The organism is Ensifer sp. ENS03 (assembly GCF_014852035.1).
In the GTDB taxonomy this organism is placed as follows: Bacteria; Pseudomonadota; Alphaproteobacteria; order Rhizobiales; family Rhizobiaceae; genus Ensifer; species Ensifer adhaerens.
On the sequence record NZ_JACVAV010000008.1, the window covers coordinates 20840 to 46033 of the forward strand.

At 61.9% G+C, this 25194-nt stretch carries 22 protein-coding genes; 8 read left to right on the forward strand and 14 right to left on the reverse strand.

Features of this window, described 5'->3' with window-relative positions; translation table 11 throughout:
• Positions 1-133 precede the first annotated feature (133 nt).
• From IB263_RS24110 to IB263_RS24120, 3 genes are all read left to right on the forward strand, one after another.
• Positions 134-817, forward strand: a complete 684-nt coding sequence (locus IB263_RS24110; RefSeq protein WP_060539340.1) for a PIG-L deacetylase family protein — start codon at positions 134-136, stop codon at positions 815-817.
• Between the two features lie 37 nt (positions 818-854).
• The gene (locus IB263_RS24115) at positions 855-2063 is read left to right on the forward strand and encodes a DegT/DnrJ/EryC1/StrS aminotransferase family protein (RefSeq protein WP_110819734.1); all 1209 of its coding nucleotides are present in this window, start codon (positions 855-857) and stop codon (positions 2061-2063) included.
• A gap of 78 nt (positions 2064-2141) precedes the next feature.
• On the forward strand, positions 2142-2732 hold the full coding sequence (locus tag IB263_RS24120) for a sugar transferase (RefSeq protein ID WP_089045703.1): 591 nt from the start codon (positions 2142-2144) through the stop codon (positions 2730-2732).
• Here IB263_RS24120 and IB263_RS24125 read toward each other — a convergent pair.
• From IB263_RS24125 to rfbF, 10 genes are all read right to left on the reverse strand, one after another.
• The gene (locus IB263_RS24125) at positions 2698-4071 is read right to left on the reverse strand and encodes an O-antigen ligase (protein ID WP_089045702.1); all 1374 of its coding nucleotides are present in this window, start codon (positions 4069-4071) and stop codon (positions 2698-2700) included. The two genes, IB263_RS24120 and IB263_RS24125, sit on opposite strands and share 35 nt — an antisense overlap.
• A 75-nt stretch (positions 4072-4146) precedes the next feature.
• On the reverse strand, positions 4147-4956 hold the full coding sequence (gene cysQ, locus IB263_RS24130) for a 3'(2'),5'-bisphosphate nucleotidase CysQ (RefSeq protein ID WP_060520989.1): 810 nt from the start codon (positions 4954-4956) through the stop codon (positions 4147-4149).
• Positions 4957-5009: 53 nt separating this feature from the next.
• Entirely contained in the window at positions 5010-6899 is a 1890-nt protein-coding gene (gene cysN, locus IB263_RS24135) for a sulfate adenylyltransferase subunit CysN (protein ID WP_089045701.1), read from the reverse strand.
• Positions 6899-7798, reverse strand: a complete 900-nt coding sequence (gene cysD / locus IB263_RS24140) for a sulfate adenylyltransferase subunit CysD (RefSeq protein WP_034798293.1) — start codon at positions 7796-7798, stop codon at positions 6899-6901. Before cysD ends, cysN begins: the two co-directional genes overlap by 1 nt.
• Before the next feature lie 116 nt (positions 7799-7914).
• Positions 7915-8352 (reverse strand): GtrA family protein, encoded by a 438-nt coding sequence (locus tag IB263_RS24145; RefSeq protein WP_168711285.1) that lies wholly within the window; start codon positions 8350-8352, stop codon positions 7915-7917.
• Positions 8324-9337, reverse strand: coding sequence for a glycosyltransferase family 2 protein (locus tag IB263_RS24150; protein ID WP_060610216.1), 1014 nt, complete (start codon positions 9335-9337; stop codon positions 8324-8326). The genes IB263_RS24145 and IB263_RS24150 overlap by 29 nt, the downstream gene beginning before the upstream one ends.
• A gap of 16 nt (positions 9338-9353) precedes the next feature.
• The gene (locus IB263_RS24155; protein WP_060520994.1) at positions 9354-10331 is read right to left on the reverse strand and encodes an NAD(P)-dependent oxidoreductase; all 978 of its coding nucleotides are present in this window, start codon (positions 10329-10331) and stop codon (positions 9354-9356) included.
• Positions 10332-10422: 91 nt separating this feature from the next.
• Positions 10423-11661, reverse strand: a complete 1239-nt coding sequence (locus IB263_RS24160) for a DegT/DnrJ/EryC1/StrS aminotransferase family protein (RefSeq protein ID WP_060520995.1) — start codon at positions 11659-11661, stop codon at positions 10423-10425.
• Positions 11651-12808, reverse strand: a complete 1158-nt coding sequence (gene rfbG, locus IB263_RS24165) for a CDP-glucose 4,6-dehydratase (RefSeq protein WP_127890623.1) — start codon at positions 12806-12808, stop codon at positions 11651-11653. Before rfbG ends, IB263_RS24160 begins: the two co-directional genes overlap by 11 nt.
• A gap of 3 nt (positions 12809-12811) precedes the next feature.
• The gene (gene rfbF, locus IB263_RS24170) at positions 12812-13636 is read right to left on the reverse strand and encodes a glucose-1-phosphate cytidylyltransferase (protein ID WP_192339749.1); all 825 of its coding nucleotides are present in this window, start codon (positions 13634-13636) and stop codon (positions 12812-12814) included.
• Positions 13637-13970: 334 nt separating this feature from the next.
• Here rfbF and IB263_RS24175 point away from each other — a divergent pair, with 334 nt between their 5' ends.
• The gene (locus IB263_RS24175; RefSeq protein ID WP_192439127.1) at positions 13971-15677 is read left to right on the forward strand and encodes a glycosyltransferase family 39 protein; all 1707 of its coding nucleotides are present in this window, start codon (positions 13971-13973) and stop codon (positions 15675-15677) included.
• 37 nt (positions 15678-15714) lie between these two features.
• Here IB263_RS24175 and IB263_RS24180 read toward each other — a convergent pair whose 3' ends face one another.
• The 3 genes from IB263_RS24180 to IB263_RS24190 form a co-directional block, all read right to left on the reverse strand.
• A complete protein-coding gene (locus IB263_RS24180) occupies positions 15715-16818 on the reverse strand; it encodes a glycosyltransferase family 4 protein (protein ID WP_371814209.1) in 1104 nt (367 codons plus the stop codon).
• A gap of 71 nt (positions 16819-16889) precedes the next feature.
• Positions 16890-17549, reverse strand: a complete 660-nt coding sequence (locus IB263_RS24185) for a response regulator transcription factor (protein ID WP_113294464.1) — start codon at positions 17547-17549, stop codon at positions 16890-16892.
• A 129-nt stretch (positions 17550-17678) separates the two neighbouring features.
• Positions 17679-18764: a glycosyltransferase gene (locus tag IB263_RS24190; protein WP_060521000.1), complete on the reverse strand. Its 1086-nt coding sequence runs from the start codon at positions 18762-18764 to the stop codon at positions 17679-17681.
• Between the two features lie 428 nt (positions 18765-19192).
• Here IB263_RS24190 and IB263_RS24195 point away from each other — a divergent pair, with 428 nt between their 5' ends.
• The 3 genes from IB263_RS24195 to IB263_RS24205 all read left to right on the forward strand — a co-directional run bounded on the left by IB263_RS24195 (position 19193) and on the right by IB263_RS24205 (position 21860).
• Positions 19193-20098, forward strand: a complete 906-nt coding sequence (locus IB263_RS24195; protein WP_192439129.1) for a methionyl-tRNA formyltransferase — start codon at positions 19193-19195, stop codon at positions 20096-20098.
• A gap of 87 nt (positions 20099-20185) precedes the next feature.
• On the forward strand, positions 20186-21157 hold the full coding sequence (locus tag IB263_RS24200) for an ATP-grasp domain-containing protein (RefSeq protein ID WP_113187645.1): 972 nt from the start codon (positions 20186-20188) through the stop codon (positions 21155-21157).
• Positions 21158-21161: 4 nt separating this feature from the next.
• Positions 21162-21860: an HAD family hydrolase gene (locus IB263_RS24205; protein ID WP_060521003.1), complete on the forward strand. Its 699-nt coding sequence runs from the start codon at positions 21162-21164 to the stop codon at positions 21858-21860.
• A gap of 91 nt (positions 21861-21951) precedes the next feature.
• On the opposite strand, the gene IB263_RS24210 is transcribed toward IB263_RS24205, so the two are convergent.
• Positions 21952-23142: a calcium-binding protein gene (locus IB263_RS24210; RefSeq protein ID WP_060610239.1), complete on the reverse strand. Its 1191-nt coding sequence runs from the start codon at positions 23140-23142 to the stop codon at positions 21952-21954.
• Between the two features lie 251 nt (positions 23143-23393).
• Here IB263_RS24210 and IB263_RS24215 point away from each other — a divergent pair, with 251 nt between their 5' ends.
• Positions 23394-25175, forward strand: a complete 1782-nt coding sequence (locus IB263_RS24215; RefSeq protein ID WP_113504363.1) for a type I secretion system permease/ATPase — start codon at positions 23394-23396, stop codon at positions 25173-25175.
• The last annotated feature ends 19 nt before the right edge of the window (positions 25176-25194 follow it).

A 25194-nucleotide genomic window follows, 5' to 3' on the forward strand; every position in this document is an offset into this window, starting at 1 on the left:
CATAGATGGAGAGTTGCGTGAGGGGCGAGTTTGCATGTGGGCTGACGTCGGGCTTTGACGACGAGGATGACCGTCATCGTCGGGAAACGGTTCTGAAATCGGTGGCGATCGGCGTGTTGGTGAGGGCGGCAAGATGAGCCTGATGGAAACGCTCGGACGAACGCTGGTCATCGCGCCACATCCCGACGACGAGGTTCTGGGTGCCGGCGGGACGATGGCGCGGCTGGCGGCGCAAGGAAGCGACGTCTTCGTGGCTGTTGTCACGGAGGGAAAACCACCGGCCTATGATCGCGCCTCGGTGGAAGCCGTTCAGGCCGAAGCCCATGAGGCGCATCGGATTCTCGGTGTCAAGGAAACGCGCTGGCTGGGCTTTCCCGCCGCAGCCCTTTCCGAAACCTCCCATTCGGCGCTTAACGCCGCGCTGTTCGAGCTGGTGCGCTCCATCGCGCCGCAGACGCTGATCATCCCCTTTGTCGGTGACATGCATATCGACCATCAGTTGATCTTCCTGTCGTCGATGGTGGCCGCAAGACCGCATCAGCCCGGCTATCCCAAGGTGATCCTGGCTTACGAGACGCTTTCGGAGACAAACTGGAACGCGCCTTATGTGACGCCGGGCTTCGCACCGAATGTGTTTGTCGACATCAGCGACCATATCGATCGAAAGCTTGCGGCGATGAAGGCGTTCAAGTCCCAGGTTCGGGCGGCGCCGCATGAGCGCAGCCTTGAGACCTTGAACGCGCTCGCCACATTGCGCGGCGCAACCGTGCTGAAGTCGGCCGCCGAGGCCTTCGTGATGGTTCGGCAGGTCATCTGATATTTCCGGAGTTTTCAGTCGAGCGAGGGAGCAAGCTGTGGCGACGTGGCCGGTATATGACGAGGAACAGATTGCGGATGTTGCAGCGGTCCTGAGGTCGGGCAAGGTGAATGCCTGGACCGGGCCGCACGTCGCAGCCTTCGAGGAGGCCTATGCCCGTGCACTCGGGCGCAAGCACGCCATCGCGCTTGCAAACGGTACGCTTGCGCTGGAGCTGGCGCTTTTCGCGCTCGGTCTCGAACCCGGCGACGAGGTGATTGTGACACCGCGCAGCTTCGTCGCCTCGGCGTCGTGCGTTTCGTTTTGCGGCGGCGTTCCCGTCTTTGCCGATGTCGACGAGAATAGCCAAAACATCAGCGCCGCAACGATCGCACCGAAGATCACCAGCCGGACAAAGGGCATCATCGCGGTTCACCTGGCCGGGTTTCCCTGCGACATGCCGGAAATCATGGCCCTTGCCAGACAGGCGGGACTATGGGTGATCGAGGATTGCGCGCAGGCCCACGGCGCGGAGATTGACGGCAAGCCGGTCGGAAGTTTCGGCGATATCGCCGCATTCTCCTTTTGCCAGGACAAGATCATCACAACCGGCGGCGAGGGTGGCCTGATCGCTCTTGACGACGAGACACTGTGGAAGAAGGCCTGGAGCCGTAAGGACCACGGCAAATCCTATGACGCAGCATTCCTGCGAGAGCACCCGCCGGGTTTCCGCTGGCTGCATGAAACGATCGGCACGAACTGGCGGATGACATCGCTTTCGGCCGTTCTTGGCTCGAGGCAATTGGAGCGCCTTCCGGCATGGCACGCGACAAGGTCTCGCAACGCTGCGATCCTCGACGAGGTGGCCCAAGAGCTTGCGGCGTTGCGCGTGCCGACGTTGCCGAAGGGATATCGCCACGCCTATTACCGCTACTACGCTTTCGTTCGCCCGGAGGCATTGAAGCCCGGGCACGACCGCGACTGGATCGTCGCGGCGATGAACGCGGCAGGCGTGCCGTGTTTTTCCGGAAGCTGCTCGGAGGTCTACCTGGAGAAGTGCTTTACCGATCTTGGGCTTTCGCCGTCCGAGAGGCTCTCGGTCGCACGAAGGCTCGGCGAAACCAGTATCGCGCTTCTCGTCGATCCGGCGCAGAGCGAAGAGGCGATGACCAAGGCCGCCCGCTTCTTGCATGCCGTCGTCACCGAAGCGTCTCTTCCCGCTCTGGGTCAACGCGCGCCGGTGCTTGAAATGGAAGCGCGGGCATAAAACCGCGATTTCGGAAACGGTCGAGCAGCGGCGACGCGGTTGCCCGGCCATGTGCCGACCGGTGCATGGGAGTTGGAGATGAAGCGGTGCTTTGACATCGTCTTTGCGTTGGTCGCGGGCCTCTTGAGCCTGCCGATCATGCTGGTGGTCGGGATTGCGGTCGCCATCTGGCTTGGGCGGCCCGTGTTGTTTTACCAGACCCGGGCGGGGCTCGACCGGCGTCCGTTTCGCATGATGAAGTTTCGGTCAATGTCGGATGCGCGAGACGCCGAAGGCCGCCCCCTCAGCGACGCCGAGCGCACGGGACGGTTCGGGCTTCTGCTTCGCCGGACGCGCCTGGACGAGTTGCCCGAGTTCTGGAACATCCTTATCGGCGACATGAGCCTCATCGGCCCGCGGCCGATCCTTCCGGAGACGATCGACGCGCTGGGCGAGCGCGGGGTTCGCCGGTGCAGCGTTCGGCCGGGGCTCACCGGCTGGGCCCAGATCAGCGGCAACGCCATTCTTTCGAACGACGACAAGCTCGATCTTGATCTCTGGTACATTGCCAACCGATCAGCCTGGGTCGATCTCAAGATCATCGCCGAAACTGTTCTGGTGATGATCCTCGGAGATCGGATCAGCGAACGCCGGCTCAGCGCGGCACGCCAGAGCGCGCCTGAGCGATAAGGTCCTTCTGTCGCAGTTCGGGTTGTGGCACCGGTTCGGGCTGAGCAAAGGCGTCCGCCGCCGGTTTAGCCGAGCGTGATAACGCGATGTAGGCGCAGGCAAGGGCCACGGGCAGCACGAGCGGGAAGGGCCAGAAGCGGCTATAGGCGTGCGGCACGGCATTCGCGACCAACAGCAGCATGGAGACGTTGGCGACGATGCAGCCTGCAAACGGTCGCCCGCCAGGAAGCCGCGCCACGGCCAGCGCCGGGCCGAAGGCCGAAAGCAGCATCACCAGAAGACCCAGCGCCGAGACCAGGCCGCCTTCCGTCCACAAGAGCAGATAGAGATTATGAACCGGCTGGTGAATGGCGCTCGCGATCCGGTACTGGTCCGCGCCGACTCCGAGCAGCAAGGTGCTGTCGGTCATGTTCATCGCTTCATAGATCAGCTCGACGCGATGATCGAATGTGCCGGCCTGGCCGATATCGCCGCTTTCGAGCGCTCCGAGCACGCGCTTTTGGAACGCGGCTGGAAGATAGTCACGGGCGGATGTGAAGACCGCGAGAACCATGCCGGCCAAAAGGGCGACGTTGACGATAAGCCGCTTCCAGTTGACGCCGATGACGGCAAATACGCTCATGCCGAAGACGAGAGCGATGAGGCCGGTGTTGGAGCCGGTCAGCAGGATCCCGTAAATCAGAATCAATAGGGCAAAGACAGCATAGATGCGGTTGATCCGCTTCGTCGTCATCAACACAAGCAGGATTGGGACCGCGAGCGCTATCACCGCCGCGCACTCGTTTTCACGCTCCATCAGGCCGCTGAAGCGGCCGTTGCCGCTGACGAAGTTCGTGTTCGTGCGGCCATCAATATGGATGAGATAGATGCCCTGGAAACACAGGACGAGGATTGAGAACACATAGGTCTTCGCGAGCAGCACGAGCTGATCGAGCGTACGACCGCTGAACAACAGCACTACGAAGAGATAGGCGTAGAGATACTGGGTGACGACGACGATGCCGCGCATCGGGTCCGGGCCTGCAATGCTGCTTACCAGCAGGCCGGAGACCAGCATTGTCAGTCCCAGCCACCACAATCCGCTGCTGACACGCCCGAACAGCTGAAAATCGATGTTGCGGTTGAGCAGCGCAAAGCAGAAGCAAAGCAAGGCGAGGAAATCGGCGACGGTGAAGTTCGTATCGCCATAGCGAAAATAGTTCATCGAGCAGAAGAAGACGGCGCCGACCAGCAGCAGGAACTCGATCTTTTTGGTGAGCACGATGCCAGGCGCATCGCGGCGCGCGGCTTCGCGACGAGCACTCAGTCCGGCCGAAAGGGTATGGTTGAACATGTTCATGGCATGCCGTCACCTTCAACCGACACGAGGCCGTGCGTTTGAACCTCGTTTTCAGGCACTCTAGCCTTTTTCCTTTTAGTCCGCTTCCTTTTCGCGAACCTCCGGCCCGCAATCACGCCCCCAGCCGATGAAGCCGGGATTGGCAAAATCGCAATCATTTGCCTGGCGTCGCTTCCCGTAGCGGAACGGTTGCCCGTCAAGCGTCGTGACGCGCCCGCCGGCAGCGCGCAGCACGGCGTCGCCGGCGGCTGTGTCCCATTCCATCGTGCGCCCGAAACGGGGATAGACATCGGCGAGCCCCTCGGCCAGCAGGCAGAATTTGAGCGACGAGCCGATCGACGTGCAGTCGCGGATTGCGTTCCGCTCCAGAAAATCCGCCGTTTCGGCATCGCTGTGCGAACGGCTGGCAACCGCGGTCAGATTTTCAGGCCGTTCTCGACACCGTATTTCCGTGGTCTCGGTGACGGCAAAGTCGGCGGTCACCTGAAACTTCGTCGCCCGTCCCCCTTCGGCGACATAGCCGACGAGCCGGGCGGGCGCAAAGACGACGCCCGCCACCGGCTCGCCGTCGCTGATCAAGGCGATGTTGACGGTGAAATCGCTTCGTCGATTGATGAATTCCTTGGTGCCGTCGAGCGGGTCGACGAGGAAGAAGCGCTGGCCCTCGATTTCGGGAACGGCGCCTGCCGCGACGGCTTCCTCGGCGACCACCGGGATATCAGGGAAAGTTCGAGCCAGAATGGCAAGGATGATCTCTTCGGCACATCGGTCGGCTTCGGTGACCGGCGAACAATCGGCCTTTTCATCGACCGTGATATCACGCGCGTAGACGTCGAGAATGGCCTTGCCAGCCTCTATCGCTGCGGCCGTGAGCGTATCGATCATCGTCTCTCTCCGTACTGCCGCTGGCGGCGTCGTCTGCTGCGCCGAACTGGCGCTTATTGATTGTCGAGATAGGCCTCGATTTCGCCTGCAAGCGCCGTGACTTCGCGGCCCAAGGTGAGCAGGTGGATTTCCGGCGTCTCCGGGCGCTCGTAAGGCGAACTGATGCCGGTGAAGTTGCTGATCTCGCCGGCGAGCGCCTTCTTGTAGAGGCCCTTGGGATCGCGGCGCGCGCATTCCTCGATCGGGGTGTCGACGAAAATCTCGATGAATTCGCCCGGGCCGAACAATTCGCGGGCCATGCGGCGCTCCGAGCGGAACGGCGAGATGAACGACACGAGCACGATCAGGCCCGCTTCGGTCATGAGTTTCGCGACTTCGGCCACGCGTCTGATGTTCTCGACGCGGTCTTCTTCGGTGAAGCCGAGATCGCGGTTGAGGCCGTGACGGACATTGTCGCCGTCAAGCAGGAACGTGTGCTTGCCCTGGGCGTGCAGCATTTTCTCGACAGTGTTGGCGATCGTCGATTTCCCCGAGCCGGAGAAACCCGTGAACCACAGCACGCGCGGCGTCTGATGATTGAGCGCGGAACGGGCCTTCTTGTTGATGTCGAGGGCCTGCCAATGCACGTTGAGCGCGCGACGGAGCGGAAAGTCGATCATGCCGGCGCCGACCGTGGCGTTGGTGAAGCGGTCGATCAGCACGAAGTTGCCGGTGGTCCGATTGTCCTTGTAGCTGTCGAAGACGATCGGCGCCTGGGTAGAAAGATTGCAGACGCCGATCTCGTTCATGCGCAGCGATTTTGCCGCTTCCTCGGCAAAAGTGTTGACGTCGATCTGGTGTTTGAGGCTGGTAATGGTCGCGCTGACGCTGTCGACCTCCGTGCGCAGGATGTAGCTGCGTCCGGGAAGCATCGCATCCGGGTGAAGCCAGATCACGTGCGCCATGAACTGATCGGCGACATGCGGCCGGTCTTCCGGGGGCACGAGCATGTTGCCGCGCGAGATATCAAGTTCGTCCTCCAACACGAGCGTGACAGACTGGCCCTCGACCGCGCGCGCAAGCTTTCCGTCATAAGTGACGATTTCCTTGACCCTGGAGAGTTGGCCGGATTTTGCCACCGCGACCGGATCGCCGACAGCAATGCTGCCCGATGCCACCTGGCCGGCAAAGCCGCGAAAGTCGAGATTTGGGCGAAGGACAAGTTGGACCGGGAAACGGAATTCCGCTTCGGCTGCCTCTTCCTCGATCGGCACCGTCTCGAGATGCTCCAGCAATGTTGGACCGCCATACCAGGGCATGTTCGGCGAACGCCCCGTCATGTTGTCGCCAAAGCGCGCCGAAATCGGGATCGGCGTGATCGTCGAGAAGCCGAGGTTCTCGGCAAAGGCCCTGTAGTCGGCGACGATCGTGTCGAAGACCCTGCGGTCAAAACCGACGAGGTCGATCTTGTTGACGGCGAGAACGACGTGGCGCACCCCGAGCAGGGACGCGATGAAGGAGTGGCGCCGCGTCTGCCGAAGAATACCCTTGCGGCTGTCGACGAGCACGACGGCAAGGGCCGCCGTGGACGCCGCCGTGACCATGTTGCGGGTATATTCCTCGTGCCCTGGCGCGTCGGCCACGATGAACTTGCGGCGCGAGGTGGCGAAGAAGCGATAGGCAACATCGATGGTGATGCCCTGTTCTCTTTCAGCCTCCAGGCCGTCGATCAGGAGCGCGAAATCGATGTCGCCGTGGTTTGTGCTGTTGCGTTTGGTCTCGCGCTTGAGTGCTGCAAGCTGGTCGTCGAAGAGCAGCTTGCTATCGTAAAGCAGCCGGCCGATCAGCGTCGACTTGCCGTCGTCGACCGAACCACAGGTCATGAACCGCAGAAGCGATTTCTTCTCCTGCTTGGCCAGATATTCGAGCACGCTGCCCGGTGTTGCGGGAATGCTGGCGGTCATTAGAAGTACCCCTCCCGCTTCTTCTTCTCCATCGATGCGGTTTCGTCCGCGTCGATCAGGCGGCCGTGCCTTTCCGACGTGCGGGCGGTCAGCATTTCGCGGACGATGTCCTGGAGTGTCGTGGCGTTGGATTCGATTGCAGCGGTGAGCGGGTAGCAGCCGAGCGTGCGAAACCGCACCAGGCGCTGCTCGACCTTCTCGTCCGCGTGGAGCGGCATGCGTTCGTCATCCACCATGATCAGCATGCCGTCCCGCTCGACGACCGGCCGGCGTGCGGCGAAGTAGAGCGGTACGATCGGGATGTTTTCCTTGAGGATGTATTGCCAGATGTCGAGTTCCGTCCAGTTGGACAGGGGAAAGACGCGAATGGATTCGGATGGGCCGACGCGCGTGTTGTAGCTCTTCCAGAGTTCGGGCCGCTGATTCTTCGGATCCCAGGCGTGCTGGGCGTTGCGGAAGGAGAAGATGCGCTCCTTTGCCCTGCTCTTTTCCTCGTCCCGCCGCGCGCCCCCGAAGGCCGCATCGAAGCCGTATTTGTCGAGCGCCTGACGTAGCGCAATCGTCTTCATCACATGCGTATGTACGTTGGAGCCGTGGGTGAAGGGGTTGATCTTCTGCTCGACGCCCTCGCGATTGATATGAACAAGCAGGTCAATGCCAAGTTCGGCCGCAGTGCGGTCGCGAAACTCGATCATCTCGCGGAATTTCCAGGTGGTGTCGACGTGGAGGAAGGGGAAGGGCGGCTTGCCGGGATAAAATGCCTTCATCGCCAGATGCAGCATGACGGAGGAGTCCTTGCCCACCGAATAGAGCATGACCGGCTTCGCGAAGGTCGCGGCGACCTCTCTGAATATGTGGATCGCCTCGGCTTCCAGGCGCTGCAAATGAGTTAAGGACATCGGGCGAATACTCCAAAACTGCAAAATAAAAAATTCATATATCTCGAAATTCTATCTTCGTTTTCAGTAGAAAATCATGTTTTAAAGAACTGTAACCGTAAATAATACTTGCTGATTTACGCGTTATTTCTTGTTCCTGTACTTGGCGCCTCTGAGCCGCGAAAGACCCAAAGTCGCGACGCCAGATAATTCCAGACAAAGACGATCGGAACGCTGATCACCTTGGCGACCGGTGCCGGGATCAGAAGGGCAAGGCCCGCGACGATCGCCGTCGATATCAACAGACCCGTCAGGGTGGCGGCGACGAACTTCACCGCTTGCACGTGGCTATGGGCGGCGCGGAAAGTCCAGGCGCGATTGAGCATGTAGCTGACCGCGATGCCGCAGGAATAGGAAACGAGGTTCGACGGCGTTGGCGGCGCCCCCGCGAAATAGAACGTGTTGAACAGAGCCATGTCGAGCAGGGTCGTCACGGCGCCCACCGCCGCAAACCGGGCAAGCGTTTCGCCGGCACCCTGCCGGGAGCTAGCGTCTTTTGTTGTCGGCAGCGACATCGCCGCGCCTCCAATCCGGCATCGCCGGCGTCGGCCGCCGGTGTTCGTCATTGTTGATTGAAGCTTCGATGATCGGGGCGGGCCGGTGCTTCGATTGCATGAAGATGCGGCCCACATACTCGCCCATGATACCAAGGAAGATCGCGTTGAGCGTGATGGAGAGCAAAAGCAGCATTGTGGTCGTCGCGAAGCCGGCGGGCCAGTCCTGCCCGAACAGAAGCTTGCCGACGAGGTAGCCGAACAGAAGCAGCAGCGTGGCAGTGCCCATCACCAGGCTCGCCATCGAGGCGAGCCGCAGCGGCGTCAGCGAATGGTTGAGAATGCCATCGACGGCAAGCGAGAGCATCGCTTTGAACGGGAACTTGCTTTCGCCGGCTACACGGGCCTGACGGTCGTATTCGAATCCGACCTGCGAAAACCCCATGGCGCTGATGAGGCCACGCAGATAGGGAGACGTGTCGTCAACCTTGCGCAGTTCGTCGAGGATGCACCGGTCGACGAGCCTGAATTCGCCGGCGTTGAGCGGCAGATCGTCCTCGCTGAGTGCATTGATGCACCAGTAGAAGGCCCGGCGGATATGGGTTGTCAGCCAGCCGTCGGTGAGCGTTCGGCGAATGCCGTAGACCACTTGGTGCCCCTTTAGCCAGAGATCGATCATACCGGGTATCAGGTGCGGCGGATCCTGCAGGTCGCAGTCGATCTGCACCGAGCAATCGCCGGTCGCCGCCTTGTAGGCCACGAGCAACGAGCGCTGATAGCCGATGTTGCGGCTGAAGCGGATCACCCGAACGCTCGGATCCTCGCTCGCGATCTCCGTCAGGATCTCGAAGGTTTTGTCGGTGGAGTGGTTGTCCGTGAAGATGATTTCGCGGTCGTATTCAGGCAAGCTGCGGAACATGTCGACGATCGCCTCGTGGGCGCGCCGGACGTTGGCCTCCTCGTTATAGGCCGGTACCAGGATCGAGATTTTCTGTCTCTTTTTCATCTCGTTGTCACCACCCTCAAACGGTCTTGCGCGTAGCGTGGCCGTCGGTCGAGGCCGGAGGCACGACGGCTCGGTGCCATGCGATGGTGCGGGCCAGTCCCTCCGCAAACGGTATGCGGGCGCTCCACCCGAACAGATCCTTGGCGCGCCCCGGTGCTGCCCGGAAATCGCGGATGCCCCCTGTCGAGGTGGCCGAGCCGTATTCGATGAGGGCGGGATCGGCGCCCGTTTGTTCGACGATGAGGCGCGCGACCTCGCGCATCGGTGGGGCGATGCCGGTTGCGACATTGACGAGCCGGGTGCTGACCGGCGCATCGGCAATCCGCAGCAGCGCTTCGACGACGTCGTCGACATAGAGCAGGTCGCGCCGGTCGCTGGGATGGCGGACGAGGCAGCGCTGGCCGGCAAGGCAACGCTCGATGAAGGACGGGATCATGAACTCGGTCGATTGCCTCGGGCCAAAGACAAGTGCCAGCCGCGCGGTGATCACCGGGAATGGCAGGCGTGCCTGCAACCCGCCGATGAAATGGGTCGCGGCCGTCAGCTCGGCCCCATAGGCATTTACCGGGATCTCGCGGCTGTCTTCTTCATAGGGGGCGGGTGTCGCACCATATTCGGCAAGCGATCCGGTTCGGATGATCTTTCGCGGCGGGTGGCGCAGCGCACTTGCCGCGCCGAGCAGACCGAGCAATGCGTTGAGGTGTTCGCGGATGCCCGCCTTGGCATCGTTGAGCTCCGCCTCTTCGCGTCGGCGCGTGCGGGCGGCGAGATGAAAGACGATTTCCGGCTCGACCTCCTGCAGGCAACGCCGCATGGCATCGTCGGACTGAAGGTCGAAATTGTGCCGGATGAACGCACCGTCGACTGCCTCGAGCCGGCTGTCTTCCGAGCCGGGCCGCACCACCACATGTACTTCATGGCGCGCGTCGAGGCAGGTCCGCGTCAGATGCGAACCAATGAAGCCAGCGGCACCGGTTATCAATATTCTCGACATGCGCCTCTTCTCATCTACGCGTGACCGCCGAGGACCGAAGATCCGTCTGACGCGCCTCCCCTTGGCCGGGGGAAGCGCGTTTCGTGTTCGCTCAGAAGAACGAGGCCGGCTGATGATCCCGGCGCTTCGTGGCGCCGGAGCTTGCATACCGCTGGGCGAAATCACGGAAGGACTGGTGGATATGGTCCAGGTGCGCCTGCGTCAGGCCGTGGTGGCAGGCAAGCAGAATGCCGCCACGCATCACGTCGTCGGCGACCGGATAGCCGCGCGGCTCGACCTTGCTATGAACGCCGCTCATCGCCGGTTGGCGCAGGATGTTTCCGGTAAACACCGGACGGGTCTGGATGTCGCGCTGTTCCAGGAAGATCTGCATCTCCCGGCGGGTGAACGGCGCATCGGCGCGCACGGTCATCGGGTAGGCCAGCCACCCGGTTCGCGAAAGCGGAAGTTGCTCCGGCAGGACGAACCAGTCCTCGTAGGTCTCGAAGAAGGCGCGCTGCTTGGCGAAGTTGCGCTCGCGCGCGTCGATGTTCTGCTGCAGCCGATCGAGCTGGACAAGCCCGAACGCTGCGCCCATTTCGGACGGTTCAATGTTGAAGCCCAGCACCTCGAACACGAACTTGGCGTCATAGTCGAAGCCGTCGAGATCGATGTTGAACCGGTTCTCGATGGTCTCGGATTCGACAAAGAGCGAGGATGTGCGGCCCCAGGAGCGATAGAGCATCGCCTTGCGCGCCAGCTCGTCGTCGTTGACGCAGACCATGCCGCCGTTGCCCGCCGCGGTAATGACATGCGAGCCGTAGAAGCTGGTCGTGCTGATATCGGAACGCGCGCCGGTGCTGCTGTCCCTGATCGTCGCGCCCAGCGTGTCGGCGCTGTCTTCGATCACCAGCAGCTTGTGCGCGTCGGCGATTTCGCGAATGCGATCCCAATCGGGCAGGTTGCCGATCAGAGACGGGATCATCACCGCCTTCGTCTTCCTGGTAATCATCCGCTCGATCGCATCGACGTCGATATTGTAGGTGCCTTCGACGACGTCGACGAATGCCGGGATAAGACCGGCGCGCACGATCGGGGCGACGGTCGTCGCAAAGGTCAATGCGGGCGTGATGACCTCGGATCCCTTCGGGAGGTCGGCGATTTCGATGGCGAGATGGTTCGCGGACGAACCGGAGTTCACCATGATGCCGTGCCGTTTCGCAAAGAGGGTCGCGACACGTTCCTGCATCGTCCTGACGGCCTTGCCCATCTGTGTCGATGAGCGCAGGACTGCCACAACGGCATCGATCTCTTCCTGACCGTAAACGGACTGTCCGTAATTAACTCGCATCTTTCCAATCTCCGATGTCGCGCAATGGCAATGGTCTTGCTTCGTGTTCGACTTCCTGTTTCCAGGCGCCGGCGTATTGCTCGATCTGATGCTCCGAGAACGACCGGATGTTTCTCGGATCCTCCCGGTACTTGCGGTACCAGGCGACAGTCATGGCCACGGTGTCGCGCAGGCGCAGCACCGGCTTCCAGCCGAGTTCCGTGCGGGCCTTGGTGCTGTCGAGGCGCAGAATGGTCGATTCCACCGGCGCGTTTACCTGCGGCTCGACGATGTATTTCGGCGGCGCGTCACCCCATTGGGCGACGACCATGTCGGCAAGCGTTCCGACATTGACGGTCGCTTCCTGGTCGGGGCCGAAATTCCAGCCGCCGGCAAAGCGCGTTCTGCCGTGAAGCAGGTGCGCCGCCAGCATCATGTAACCGCGAAGCGGTTCGAAGACATGCTGCCACGGCCGGATGCTCGAGGGATTGCGCAGCCGCGCGGGGCTGCCGCCTTCCACCGACCGGACCAGATCGGGCACGAGCCTGTCGGCACCCCAGTCGCCGCCGCCGATGACGTTGCCGGCGCGCACGCTGACGAGCTGCGGCCCGTTGGGGTCATTGAAGAACGAGGATCGATAGGCCGCTGCGACGAGTTCAGCGCAGCCTTTCGACGAGCTGTAGGGATCGCGCCCGCCCATCGGGTCGTTTTCCCGATAGCCCCAGACCCATTCGCGGTTCTCGTAGCACTTGTCGCTGGTGACGACGATCACGCCCTTCAGGGATTTCATGCGCCTTGCCGCATCGAGCACGATCGCGGTGCCGACGACATTGGTCGCATAGGTGTCAGCCGGGTTCTCGAAGGAGGCGCGAACCACGGCCTGCGCGGCCATGTGAATGACGAGATCGAAATCCTGTCCGTCGATTGCCCGCGCAACGTCGGCGGCAGACCGGATGTCGCCCTCATGGCCGTCGATAACGTCGCCGAGGCCGGTCGCCAGGTAGAAGGACGGTGTCGACGGTGGCAGCGAGAGGCCGACCACCGATGCACCCAGTCGCCTTAGCCAGAGCGAGAGCCAGCCTCCCTTGAAACCGGTGTGTCCCGTGATCAGGATCTTTCGACCGCGGAACGCCTCGGCAAGGTCGACCTCGCTGGTGATCAAAGCCATGTCCTACATCCGTACGTGATGGGTGGAGGGTGCGGCTGCCGCGGCGGACAGGTGATCGCGTTCAAAGTGCAGCCACGGCGGATCTTCGCTTTCGCACAGCCCGTTCAGGTAATCGCGATCGCGGATCGTGTCCATCGGATGCCAGAAGCCGTGATGCTTGTAGGCAAACAGTTGACCGTCCCTGGCGAGATTGGTCAGCGGCGACATTTCGAGCGGTTCGGAAAGGCTCGGAATGTAGTCGAGGACGCCGGGTTCAAAGACGAAGAAGCCGCCGTTGATCCAGGTTTCCTTCTTCTGCACCTTCTCGGTGAACTCGACGACCTGGTCGCCTTCGATCTCGAGGTTGCCGAAACGGGCCGGTGGCTGCACGGCGGTGACCGTCGCAAGGCGCCCGTGCGAGCGGTGAAACGCCAGCAGCGCCTCGATGTCGATGTTTCCGACGCCGTCCGAATAGGTCACCATGAATGGCTCGTTGTCGAGCCACTCGCGAAGGCGCAGGAGCCGCCCTCCGGTCATCGTCGACAGGCCGGTGTCCACGACAGAGACATTCCAGTCGAGCGGATGATTGGGGTGCAGCACCATCGAGCCGCTTCCCAGCGCGACGGTAAAGTCTGCGGTCGACAGATGGAAGTTATGGAAGAAGCTCTTGATCGACATGCACTTATAGCCGCCGGCAACGACAAAGTCGCGGTGCCCCCAGTGGCTGTAAATGTCCATGACGTGAAGAATGATGGGTTTGCCACCAATCTCGACCATCGGCTTGGGAATACGCGTGGTTTCCTCGGCCAGGCGCGAGCCAAGCCCTCCCGCAAAGAGAACGACTTTCATAGCGGTCTCCAAGAAGATATGTTTGGGATAGTGTTGACGTCTCAGGTTTTATTCATGAGCAATCGCGATCCAATGCGCGATTTGAGCGTTTTCAATAACTGATAAAAATGCACGTCAATAAAAGCAGGTGGTTACCTGCGCGCTACGGAATATGTCTGGATAAGTCCCAGGGTTTCCGTTATGTTAAGTAACTAATATACAAGAAATACCTTATATTCTGCTTGGCCGCAAGCCTTTTTACGTGTCAGGTTTATCCCTGCACGCTTGTCGGGGTTGTCCCGCTAGGCCATGCGCCGCTGCGCATTACGATCCTGTGTGATCCATTTGAAGCCGTGTGCGACTGCATCGTTCCCACAGTCCGCCTTTATTTTATACTTCGTCTATTTTTGTTCGGAGTTTTTGCATGACCTATCCAGCAAGTGTTTCTTCGGAAAGACAGGACTCTGTTGAAGGAAAATCGGTCGGGATTTTCTATCAAGTTGCAGCGGCTCTGTTCTTCCTGTTCGTTTTCTATTTTCTGTTTCTTCGGATCATGAATTTCGAGATGCGGCGAGACGAGCAGCTGTATGTCCCGCCGGCTAGACTCTTGAACAACCAGGCGCTCTACGCCGATTTCTTCTACAATCATCCGCCGGCCTCCGCGTGGTACTTCTACGGCATCAGCAAGCTGACCGGGTCCAGCGACCTGCTCTTAAGCGGTCGCCTCGGTGTCTTCCTGGCCTGGATCCTTATGGCAGTCGCTGTCGGCGGCGTGGTGTATGTGTTGACGCGTTCGGCTTGGGCAACTGTCTGTGTCGGCATCCTGTCGCTGGTGAACGAGTTGTTCCTGACGCAGACGGGTGTCGGCGCCACCAACAATTTCCTGCCGTGGCCGTTCGCCTTTCTCGGCCTCAGCCTCTTTCTTCTCGCCCTGCGTAATGAACAGCGCCGTTCGTTGTTGGTGGCGCTGGCCGGGTTTCTGCTGGGCTTGGCCGTGTGTTTCAAGCTGAGCGCCATAGCCTTCATCCCGGCCGTGGCCGTGGCCGCATTCCTTCTGCCGCGATCGCTGGCGCTGAAGGATCGTATTGCCAAGGTCGCGGCGCCGCTGCTGGTCGGCGGTCTTGTCGGCGGCGCGCCGATCCTTTTCTATCTCGTCAGGGATCCGCAACTCTTCCTGGCGCATGTGGTGCGCTACCATACCGGTCCGCATCCGCAATACTGGCGGCTGATGAGCGGCGACGGGGAGGGCGGTGCGATGTCGCTCGCCCAGAAACTGGTCATGGCGCAGGATATATGGCTTGCACCGGCCGTGGCCGTGGCGCTTGCCGCGCTCATCGCCGTCACGTTCATCGTTCTTGCCCGGCGCACCGACAACGTGGCGGTCGAACCACAGCTGCGCATGAGGGAGGTGCTGGTGCTTGCGGGCGTGCTCGTCTGCAGCTTTGTGCTGAGCTTCGTTCCGACGCCCGGGTTCCCCCAGTATTTTGCGCCGCCGCTCGTCTGCCTTCCGCTGGCGTTTGGCCTTTTGCTCGAGGCACTTGGTCCGCGCGCACTCCCCATGGTGCGGCCGATCCTGCTGTCGGCGGTGCTTGTCGTCCTTGCGGTCAACGCGCCGCGCCTTGGTCAATACCTTGGCAAGGCGACCCATCCGCAGCAGTGGACGACGATGCGCGTGCATGAGGGAGGCGTGACGATTGCTGAGAGAATGCAGGCTGCCGGCGTCACCGGCAAGGTTGCGACGCTCGCGCCCATCTATCCGCTGGAAGGCGGCCTCGATGTCTATGCCGAGCTGGCGACAGGGCCGTTTGCCTACCGCACCGCCGACATGACGAGCCCCGAGCTGGCGAAGTACTACAAGATGACGTCACCATCGACGATCGAAGCGCTGTTCGAGAAAGACCCGCCGGCGGCGTTTCTGCTTGGCTTTGAAGACGAACTGGAAAAGCCGATGCGTGCCTTTGCCGAAAGCCACGGCTACGTGCAGTCCGCGTCTCTCGGTTTCAAGGACAGATATGGGATCCCGACCCTCTACCTGAAGCCAGCAACGCCGCCCGGGTCGTGATCGGGTGATGCGGCCTCGCCTCCTGAGGCGGTGCGTATCAGGTCGATACGCGCGCTGCCGGGTAAAGCGCCTGGGCCTCCTCAGGCGCAGCGATGACGTCGTCCCATTGCTGAAGGACCGACTGGATCGCGTAGCGCGCGGCAACCGCGCGTGCGCCCATGGCGCCGATCTGGTGCCGCAGTGTTGCGTCGGCCGCCAGGCGGGCTATCGCGTCTGCCAGCCGGCGAATGTCTTCTTTGGGGACGAGCATGCCCACCGCCGGCGTGTCGATGATTTCCGACGGCCCCCACGGACAATCAAAGGCGATGCTGGCAAGGCCCGCGGACATCGCCTCCAGCAGCACGTTCGGGAAGCCTTCGAAGCGCGAACTGAGGACGAAGATATCGCCGGCGTTTATCCATTCGACCGGTGATTTCGTCGTGCCCGGCAGACGAACGCGGTTCGAAAGGCCGAGGCGTCGGACCTGTTCCTCAAGCGCCGGCCGTTCCGGGCCTTCGCCGAAGATGGTCAGCGTCATGTTCGGCGCGCGCCCCGCGATATCGGCAAAGGCGTCTATCAGCAGATCGAAGCCCTTCTGCCTGTCCAGGCGGCCGACGGCTAGCACCCGGGTGTTGGTGCCTGACTGTTTGTCACGCACATGCTGAAGCGTGATCGGATTGGGGATGATCACGGCCTTGGCTTTGAGGGCCGGTGGCAGCGAATTGACCGCTTCCGTCGTCTGCATCACCAGCCGCTCTGCCAGGCGAGCCGCCAGCGGCCGCGCCAATCGCCACAGCCCGTTCATGTCCTGCGTATTGAAGTTGTTTCGCTCGGAAAGGACGAGCCGCAGGCCGAGCCCGCGGCTGGCAAGCACGACCATGATGTTGACCTTCGTCAGAAAGGAAATGACGAGATCGGGCGACAGAGCGCGCAGGCGCGCGCGCAATCGGGCGATACGTGCAGCCGTCCTGAACACGCGCACCGAAGAGCCGCCGCCGAGCGCCTCCACGCGGACCGACCTGTCGTAGGCAAAGTAGGTCTCCGGGGTTTCCGCGTTGAGCGCGAGCACGTGCACGTCGTCACCGCGGGCCGAGCGATGGCGCGCGAGGATGTTGACGACCTTTTCTGCGCCGCCGGCACCAAGCCCTGAAAGCACAAACACAATTCGCAATGGCGGCTCCTGTCTCGATTGGGGCAGGCGGGCATCCCGCCTGCACCCGACCCGGCCACGGCCTAGACGGCGCTCATCCAGCCGTGGGTCAAGGCGAAATGGACAATCTGCGCCCGCGTGTGGAGCTGCAGCTTCTCCGTCGCCCGGGCCTTGTAGGTTTCGATCGATTTGACGCTGACATTGGCGCGCGCGCCGATTTCCTTGTTGGAGTACCCAAGGGCTACGAGGCGCAGAACATCCTGTTCGCGACGGGTCAGCCCCGGCACGCCGGCCGTCTTCATCGTGCGCGACCCGGGATTTGGTGCCGTGCGTGTGAGTTCCTGGGCGGTTGGCGGATCGAGATAGAGCCCGCCATGCGTGACGGAGCGAACGGCAAGCAGCAGGTGCTCGGGGGCGGAGCATTTCTGGATGAAGCCCTTGACGCCGATCTGAAGCGCCTGCTGTGCGTAGGAGCGCTCCGGGTAAATCGTCATCACCACCACATAGGCCGAAAGCTGCTGCTTGAGGATTTGCTCCGCCAGCGTAAGGCCGCTCATGTCGGGAAGGGCGATATCGATGACCGAAACGTCCGGCCCGGTTTCCTTGATCAGCGCGAGCGCCTCCGCACCCGTTCCGGCCGAGCCGACGCAGACGATATCGTTGGTCGTCTCGATCGTCGCGCGGGCGCCGACGATGACGAGCGGATGGTCGTCGATGATGACTGTGCGTATCGGCGTGGTCATGCTGCCCGCCTGACTGTCGGCGCCAAGTCCGCCGACATTCGCTTAGGTCGAGCCCCTTTGTTGTTGTCGTTCATGTGTCGGTCCCCCTCTCCGAATTTTCTTTCCGCAGCTTGAGCCGTGCGGTGGCTGCTAGAAGTTCCTCAGGAAATTGGAGTAACGCCGTTCGATGTTGTGCAGCGTGTATTCGCTTTCGATACGATCGCGGGCGAGAAGCGCGTAGCGGGCATACTCCTCCGGCGAAAGGTCGAGCACCTTGCGCATGGCGTCGGCAAAGGCCTCGGGATTGCGGGCGGGCACGACGATTCCGGCATTGCCGGCAACCTCAGCCGCGTCACCGACGTCCGTTGCCACCACCATTTTTGCGTAGCTCATCGCCTCGGCAACGACGTTCGGAAAGCCTTCTGTCCTGGAGGACAGGGCGAGAATGTCGATGCTGCGGTAGAAATCCTCCATGTCCGCGACTTCGCCCCTGAGGTCGATGGCCTCGCTTGGCAATCCCGCATCTGCAATCAGCTGGACGACTTCGGGATTGTCCCAGGCTAGTCCCCGTCCGGCGGCGAGAAAGCGCGTGTCAGGATGGGTGCGCAACACCGAGGCGGCGGCGCGAAAGAAGGTGGCGTGATCCTTCTGCGGGTGAAAACGCGCGACGATCCCGATCCGCCGGGGCGGTGCTTCGTGGCCTGCCGCCACCGCCGGAATTTCAAAGCCGTTCGGGATGACGACCGAATTCAGGTTGCGGTAGCCATAGGCGCGGTGCATTTCGCGGGCGCGCGACGAATTGTAGATGATGCCGGAGGCCGAGCCGGAGAGCGCGCGGGCAGCGGCGATCGCCATGTGCGAGCTCCGCGACAGCGAGGCGATATCATCCAGCGACTGGCGAACATTCCAGATGACCGGCGTTGCCCGTCGCGCAAGTTTGGCAGCGACCGTGCCGACCACCATGGCGTGGTACATCCAGCAAAGCATGACACTCGGCTTTTCCTGGCGGATGATATTGGCAAGCCGCATCGTGCCCTGCAGAATGGCCGGGAGCGAGTGTGCGCCGAGCGCCACATACTCGACGCGCGGATTGTCCGCGAGGTCACGGTTTCGCGCCGAGACATCGAGCAGCGATACGACCATGACGCGTTCGTCAGACGACGCCTTGAGCAGGCGCGCGAGCATCGTCTCAGCTCCGGCGCTTGCGCTGAAATTAGTGATCAAATGCAATATCATACCGTGGATCCGAAGTTGCGCCGCCGTTTGGGCCTTCCTCCGCATTCCCTGAGCCTGACGACAGGGCACACTGGTGTGTATCCCGGCGCTGGTCACAAGCATTAAATTCCTGGGCGCGCTATGCACGCCAGGACATTAACTTCCTATTGCCTCGATTTTGGAGGACACATCGGACGCGATCATTTCTGAAATAGGTTCGTACTCTAAATTGGCCTTCCAGGGCGCACCCTAGAAAAGCAGTGATTTCAAGATACAACGGCAGACACTGTCATGCAATTATTCTCTTGCAGTATAGCCCGGCTCTGAAATAGCATCCCGTCATATCATACTTGAAATACATTAATATCGCCCGGATGGGTTATTTCTTCCCTTGGTTGTGATCCGAGTTGTATATTGCGCTCTGACACATTGTGCATTTGAGAACCAAAATGCGTTTTGCTCTGGTTGGTGCTGTCGAAGGATCCCTAATCGCGCTCGATGCCCTGTTGGCGAAGGGGATGCTGCCGTCCCTGGTGGTTACGCTGCCGCCGGAGGCTGCGGATCGCCATTCCGATTTCGCGGACTTGACGACGCCGGCGCGCGCGGCAGGCAGCGCGGTCTGCCATACGACCAACGTGAATGCCGAAGACACGCTCGCAGCCATCCGCGCGAGCGCCCCGGACCTCGTCCTGGTCCTCGGCTGGTCGCAGATCTGCCGTGAGGCCTTCCGTGCCATCCCGCGGCTGGGCGTGATCGGGTTTCACCCGTCGGCGCTGCCGCGTCTGAGAGGCAGGGGTGTTATCCCCTGGACCATCCTGCTTGACGAAAAGACCACGGGTTCGTCGCTCTTCTGGATTGACGAGGGCACGGATTCCGGCCCCATCATTCTGCAGCGTCTGTTTTCCGTCGCGCCGGATGAGACCGCGCGTAGTCTCTACGGTAAGCATGTGCGCAATCTGGCGGAGATGGTGCCGGAGGCCGTTGAATTGGCCGCGGCCGGCAAGGCGCCGCGGGTCGAGCAGGACCACAGCCTGGCAAACTATTGTGCAAAGCGTGTCGCCGAGGATGGCTTGATCGATTGGCAGCGCCCGGCAGCGGAGGTGCTGCGACTGATCAGGGCGGTCGGCGAGCCCTATCCCGGCGCCTTTTCGCGCCCGGACGGAAAGGTCGTCCATATTGATGCGGCGCGGCCCTTCGCGGACTCCTTCCGTTACATCGGCCTTGCCGCGCAAGTTCAGACCCATACGGCGGATGGCTTTACCGTCATGTGCGGAGATCGGCAGTGCATCGAGGTAACCGCGTGGCGCACGGCCGACGGCCGGCGCCCCCCGGTGCACAGCAAGTTGGGAGCGTAATCGCACGGGCATTGCATCGGGTTCAGTCAGGCGGGGCCACAGTGATTGCCTTGGCCCCTCGTCCTAACAGTCAAGGAGAAGGCGTGTATGGCGTACCGATCGTTCAAGATCCTTGTCTCTTCCGCGGGAAGGCGTGTTGGCCTGATCGAGTGTTTTCGCCGGGCAGCGCGCGCGCTGGACATCGATCTCCAGATTCTGGCCTGCGATCTTGATCCTGACCTGAGCGCGGCCTGTGCGGTCGCCGACCGGGCTTTCGCGGTACCCGCCTACAATCACCCGGAGTTCACGGGCCGCCTGGCGGAGATCGCGCGGGCGCATGATGTGCGCCTGCTCGTACCAACGATCGATCCCGAACTGGTGCCGCTTGCGGCAGCGGCGGGGGATTTCGCCCGCTTCGATTGCCGCGTGCATGTGAGCACTTCGCCGGTCATCGACGTTGTGCGCGACAAGCTCGAAACCATGCGTGTGCTCGACGCGGCCGGGGTTCCGGTCCCGCGAACCGGCATGCTGGAGGAGGTTCGCGGCGAGCTCTCCCGCTGGGACTGGCCGCTGTTCCTCAAGCCCAATGCCGGGAGCGCAAGCCGCTCGATCAGCATGGTGCGCTCAATGGCCGATCTGCCTGAAACGACCGCAGAGCCGATGATCCTGCAGCAATATCTGGACGGCCCGGAGCATACGGTCAATGCGTTCGTCGATGACGGCGGCACATTGCAGTCGGTCATTTCGCATCGGCGATTGCGCATTAGGGCAGGCGAAGTCGAAAAGGGCGTTACCGAGCGACATACGGCGCATCGGGCGATGGCTGAGGGTATTTTGCGGGCGTTGCCGGACTTGCGCGGTGCTTTCTGTTTCCAGGTCATGGACGATCGGCTCACCGGCCCGCGGGTGATCGAAATCAACGCCCGTTTCGGCGGCGGCTATCCGCTTGTGGATCATGCCGGCGCGACCTTTGCCCAATGGCTGCTGGAGGAAGTGGCAGGCTTGCCGAGAACGGTCCACGACGATTGGCGAGAAGGTGTGCTGATGCTGCGATACGATGCAGCGGTCTTCAGGGGATAGACGGATGGGCGAGCAGGTGCTTGTCTTCGATCTCGACGATACGCTCTATCTGGAGCGGGATTTTGCCGCAAGCGGCTTCAGGGCCGTTGATGCCTGGCTGGCGAACCATCTGGGCGCGGAAGGCTTTGCCGGGCATTGCGAGGCAGCTGCTGCGAGCGGGCACAGCGGACGCGTTTTCGATACGGCGCTGGCAGCGATGGGCATTGCCGTCGACGAAGCGTTGGTCGGCCAGTTGGTTGCCGTCTACCGCGGACACCGGCCGGAGATAGCTCTCGCCGACGATGCTCGCCGCTATCTGGAGCATGCGCGCGTCGGCCGAAGAGCGATCATCACCGACGGGCCGGCGGCCACGCAACAGGCCAAGGTCAAGGCGCTGGGGCTCGAAGCCTTGGTGGACCGGGTGATCTTCACTGATCTTTGGGGGAGAGAATTCTGGAAACCGCATGCACGGGCCTATGAGGCGATCGAGAGCTGGGCGGACGTCAAGCAGGACAATCTCGTCTACATCGCCGACAATCCGCTCAAGGATTTCGTCACGCCGCGCCGGCGCGGATGGCAAACTGTGATGGTCGCGCGCGACGCGCGGGTTCACCGCACGGCGGCGCCGGACGAGGCGCACCAAGCCGATAGGCGGATCAGCGATCTAGACGAACTGGACGAGGCATTGCGGTCACTCGCCGCTGGTGAAGCGGTCTCTCGGTGAGCTTTTCGCGAACTGGACTGCCAGTACAGGCAGGAACTGGCGGAAGTGGCGGCCGCGGAGCGCGTATTCAAACCCGCGGCCGCCGGTATTTTTACGCGAAGGTGAAGTCCGCCGCGCTGAAGTTGGCCGCAGACAGGGTACCGTTCGGATCGTCGACGACGATCTGGAAGGCGTGGCCGGCCGAATCCTGTGCCTTCAGGATCACGTCGCCGCTCGGGTCGTCATAGGCATAGACCGTGCCGGGGCCACCGGTGTTGGCGTAGCGGGTGATGCCGAGCTTTTCGAGCACGATGCGATCGAGACCATCCTGGTAGTCCATGATGGTATCCCGTCCATCGAGTGCGCCCGCGCCCTTGAGCACGAAGCGGTCGGCGTCGGCGCCGCCCCAGAGGAAGTCTGAGCCGGTGTCGCCGATCAGGGTATCCCTGCCGGCATCGCCGCGGATCGTGTCGTTGCCCGAGCCGCCATAGAACAGGTCATCGCCATCGCCGCCATTCAGCGTGTCGTTACCGTCTTCGCCGCTGATGCTGTCGTTGCCGCCGTCACCGTAGACGAGGTCGTCGCCTGCGCCGACGCTGATCCGGTCGACGCCGGCACCGCCATGGGCCTCATCGCGACCGCTCTCGGAATCGAGAATGTCGTTGCCGTCGCCGCCATCGAGATAGTTGTCGCCGTCGCCGCCGTCGACCCGGTCATCGCCGATGCCGCCATAGACGTGGTCATTGCCGGACTGGCCCTTGAGCGCGTCGTTGCCGCCTTCGCCATAGATGTAGTCGTCGCCGGCACCGCCACCGACGGCCTGCGTCGTTACCTGGCCGGTTGCCGGGTTGACGCGGTTGACGAAACCGTCATTGCCGTCGCCGGCATAGATGATGTCATTGCCCGCGCCACCATCGATATATTCCTCGCCGGCGCCGCCGTAGAAGGTATCGTTGCCGGCACCGCCGAGCATGGTGTCGTGGCCATCGCCGCCGTCGAGGATGTCGTCGCCGTCCTCGCCGTCGAAGATGTCGTTGCCCAGGCCACCGACGAAGTGGTCGTTGCCAAGGCCGCCATCGAAGGAGTCGTTGCCGACGCCGCCTTCAGCATAATCGTCGCCTGGACCGGCCTTGAAGAAGTCGTTGCCGTCGCCACCGTACATGCGGTCGTTGCCGTCGCCACCGTCGAGATAGTCGTCTCCGGCATAGCCCCAAAGGCTATCGTCGCCGCCATATCCATAAATTGTGTCAGCTACGTTCGTGCCATAAAGCGTGTCAGCTACGGGTCTTCCCTTAACGATCATGTTTCCATCCTTTATTAGTGGGGCAGAATACGCGCCGTTGCTTTTACCGACCGCCGCGCAAAGACAGCAAGCGACCTTAGCGTGTGAAAACTGTGATCTGTCGTGTTAAATGGTGGGGGTCTAAAATAGCATCTATAAGCAACCGCTACAACAGATGTATAGTACCTACTCAACCTCCGGCACGTTGACATCGGGGAACACTTCCATCGATACGGCCCCACTCAAATTCCTGGAAACGGTGTCGTTGCAGCATGGTAGACAACAGAATCACAAGCGGCAGTTTACGATCTGCGTTCCGGCGCAGCGTCATAGATCTCGGCTTGTTCTCGACGGTCGTCAACGTGTTGGCGCTGACCTCGCCGCTGTTCCTGATCCAGGTTTATGATCGGGTTTTGCCCTCTTCGAGCATCGAAACGCTCGTCTATCTCACGATTATCGCGTTCCTTGCCTTCGCGTTCCTCGGCCTGCTCGATGTGATTCGGTCGATCTATGCGGTGCGCATGGCGGCCAAGCTCGACAGCGAGCTCGGGGCGGCCGCCTTTGCGAACGTGGTCGCGGCAACGGGCCGGGAACCGGGCGATATCCAGCCTTTGCGCGATCTTGCGACCGTTAGAGGCTTCGTCGCTTCACGCGGCACGCCGGTCCTCTTTGACCTGCCGTTCTCGCCGGTGTTCGCCGCACTCCTTTATCTCCTGCATCCGCTGCTCTTTTTGATGACGACGATCGGCGCGATCGTGATCCTGCTTTTGGTTTTCCTCAATCAGTACATGAACAAGAAGGCGTCGCAGTTCGCGCAGGAGCGTATAACCAGCGCTAATCTCACGGCGCAGATGTTCAGCCGCAATGCCGAGACTGTGCGTGCGATGGGCATGACGAACAATGTCGGTGAGGTCTGGGGCCGCCAGTTTGCCGCCGCGACCGCGGCAGCGGACGGAAGCCTCGTCGTCAACGCAATCTTCGGCGGCATATCGCGATCGATCAGAATGATCCTGCAGATGGCGATCCTTGCTGTTGGCGCGACCCTCGTCTTAAAGGGGCAGATGACTGCCGGCATGATTTTCGCGTCGTCGATCCTATCGGGACGCGCGCTGCAGCCGCTCGATCAACTGGTCGGGATCTGGAAGCAGGCAATGGATGCGCGCAGCGCCTGGTCGCGGTTCGAAAAGGTGATCGAGGCCGGCAGTGTCGATAGCCGCAAGCTTCTGCTTCCGAACCCCGCCGGCGATATCGCCGTGCGTGATTTGCTCTATGTTTCGCCCGACGCCGGAGCCGACCCTGAGCCGATCCTGAAGCGGCTGAATTTCACGATCGCTGCCGGCGAAAGCGTTGCAGTGGTCGGCCCGAGCCGGGCGGGCAAATCGACGCTCGCGCGGCTTCTGACCGGCGCCGTTGCCCCGACAGCGGGCTCGATCACCATCGACGGTGCGGATCTGAGAACATGGGACGCGGCGCAGCTCGGCGGCCTCATCGGCTATCTCTCACAGGACGTGCAGCTGCTGCCGGGCACGATCGCCGCCAATATCTCTCGCTTCGAGCCGGATGCAGCCGACGAGGCGGTCGTTGCGGCCGCGCGCGCGGCTCATGCCAATGATCTCATCCTGTCGCAGACGAAGGGCTATCAGACCCCGATCGGGCCCGGTTCCAACAATCTCTCCGGCGGCGAGCGGCAGCGCATCGGGCTTGCGCGCGCCTTCTACGGCTCCCCGCGTCTTCTTGTTCTCGACGAGCCGAACGCCAACCTCGACAGCGAAGGGGAAGCGGCACTCGGACGGGCGCTGAGAGACGCGAAAGCGCGCGGCGTCACGGTCGTCATTGTCACGCACCGCATTTCGATCGCCACGACGTGTGACCGGATCCTGGTGATGAAGAATGGCAGGATTGATGACTTCGGTCCAACGGACGAGGTGGCGCGTCGGGCGCAGTCCGAAAGGGCGGACCGGGCGGCAAAGGCGGCGGCTGTCAAGCGACAGGCGAACCCGCCGCCGACAAACATTTCCGCCTTCCTGCCTGGCAGAACCGGGGATCGGCCATGACGGCGGCGACCACTCGGCG

What these genes read in the sequence shown, in the direction of transcription:
- IB263_RS24110 (WP_060539340.1), top strand. Translation starts at nt 134, where the DNA reads ATGAGCCTGATGGAAACGCTCGGACGAACGCTGGTCATCGCGCCACAT.
- IB263_RS24120 (WP_089045703.1), top strand. Translation starts at nt 2,142, where the DNA reads ATGAAGCGGTGCTTTGACATCGTCTTTGCGTTGGTCGCGGGCCTCTTG.
- IB263_RS24125 (WP_089045702.1), bottom strand. Translation starts at nt 4,071, where the DNA reads ATGAACATGTTCAACCATACCCTTTCGGCCGGACTGAGTGCTCGTCGC.
- cysQ (WP_060520989.1), bottom strand. Translation starts at nt 4,956, where the DNA reads ATGATCGATACGCTCACGGCCGCAGCGATAGAGGCTGGCAAGGCCATT.
- cysN (WP_089045701.1), bottom strand. Translation starts at nt 6,899, where the DNA reads ATGACCGCCAGCATTCCCGCAACACCGGGCAGCGTGCTCGAATATCTG.
- cysD (WP_034798293.1), bottom strand. Translation starts at nt 7,798, where the DNA reads ATGTCCTTAACTCATTTGCAGCGCCTGGAAGCCGAGGCGATCCACATA.
- IB263_RS24145 (WP_168711285.1), bottom strand. Translation starts at nt 8,352, where the DNA reads ATGTCGCTGCCGACAACAAAAGACGCTAGCTCCCGGCAGGGTGCCGGC.
- IB263_RS24150 (WP_060610216.1), bottom strand. Translation starts at nt 9,337, where the DNA reads ATGAAAAAGAGACAGAAAATCTCGATCCTGGTACCGGCCTATAACGAG.
- IB263_RS24155 (WP_060520994.1), bottom strand. Translation starts at nt 10,331, where the DNA reads ATGTCGAGAATATTGATAACCGGTGCCGCTGGCTTCATTGGTTCGCAT.
- IB263_RS24160 (WP_060520995.1), bottom strand. Translation starts at nt 11,661, where the DNA reads ATGCGAGTTAATTACGGACAGTCCGTTTACGGTCAGGAAGAGATCGAT.
- rfbG (WP_127890623.1), bottom strand. Translation starts at nt 12,808, where the DNA reads ATGGCTTTGATCACCAGCGAGGTCGACCTTGCCGAGGCGTTCCGCGGT.
- rfbF (WP_192339749.1), bottom strand. Translation starts at nt 13,636, where the DNA reads ATGAAAGTCGTTCTCTTTGCGGGAGGGCTTGGCTCGCGCCTGGCCGAG.
- IB263_RS24185 (WP_113294464.1), bottom strand. Translation starts at nt 17,549, where the DNA reads ATGACCACGCCGATACGCACAGTCATCATCGACGACCATCCGCTCGTC.
- IB263_RS24190 (WP_060521000.1), bottom strand. Translation starts at nt 18,764, where the DNA reads ATGATATTGCATTTGATCACTAATTTCAGCGCAAGCGCCGGAGCTGAG.
- IB263_RS24195 (WP_192439129.1), top strand. Translation starts at nt 19,193, where the DNA reads ATGCGTTTTGCTCTGGTTGGTGCTGTCGAAGGATCCCTAATCGCGCTC.
- IB263_RS24200 (WP_113187645.1), top strand. Translation starts at nt 20,186, where the DNA reads ATGGCGTACCGATCGTTCAAGATCCTTGTCTCTTCCGCGGGAAGGCGT.
- IB263_RS24205 (WP_060521003.1), top strand. Translation starts at nt 21,162, where the DNA reads ATGGGCGAGCAGGTGCTTGTCTTCGATCTCGACGATACGCTCTATCTG.
- IB263_RS24210 (WP_060610239.1), bottom strand. Translation starts at nt 23,142, where the DNA reads ATGATCGTTAAGGGAAGACCCGTAGCTGACACGCTTTATGGCACGAAC.
- IB263_RS24215 (WP_113504363.1), top strand. Translation starts at nt 23,394, where the DNA reads ATGGTAGACAACAGAATCACAAGCGGCAGTTTACGATCTGCGTTCCGG.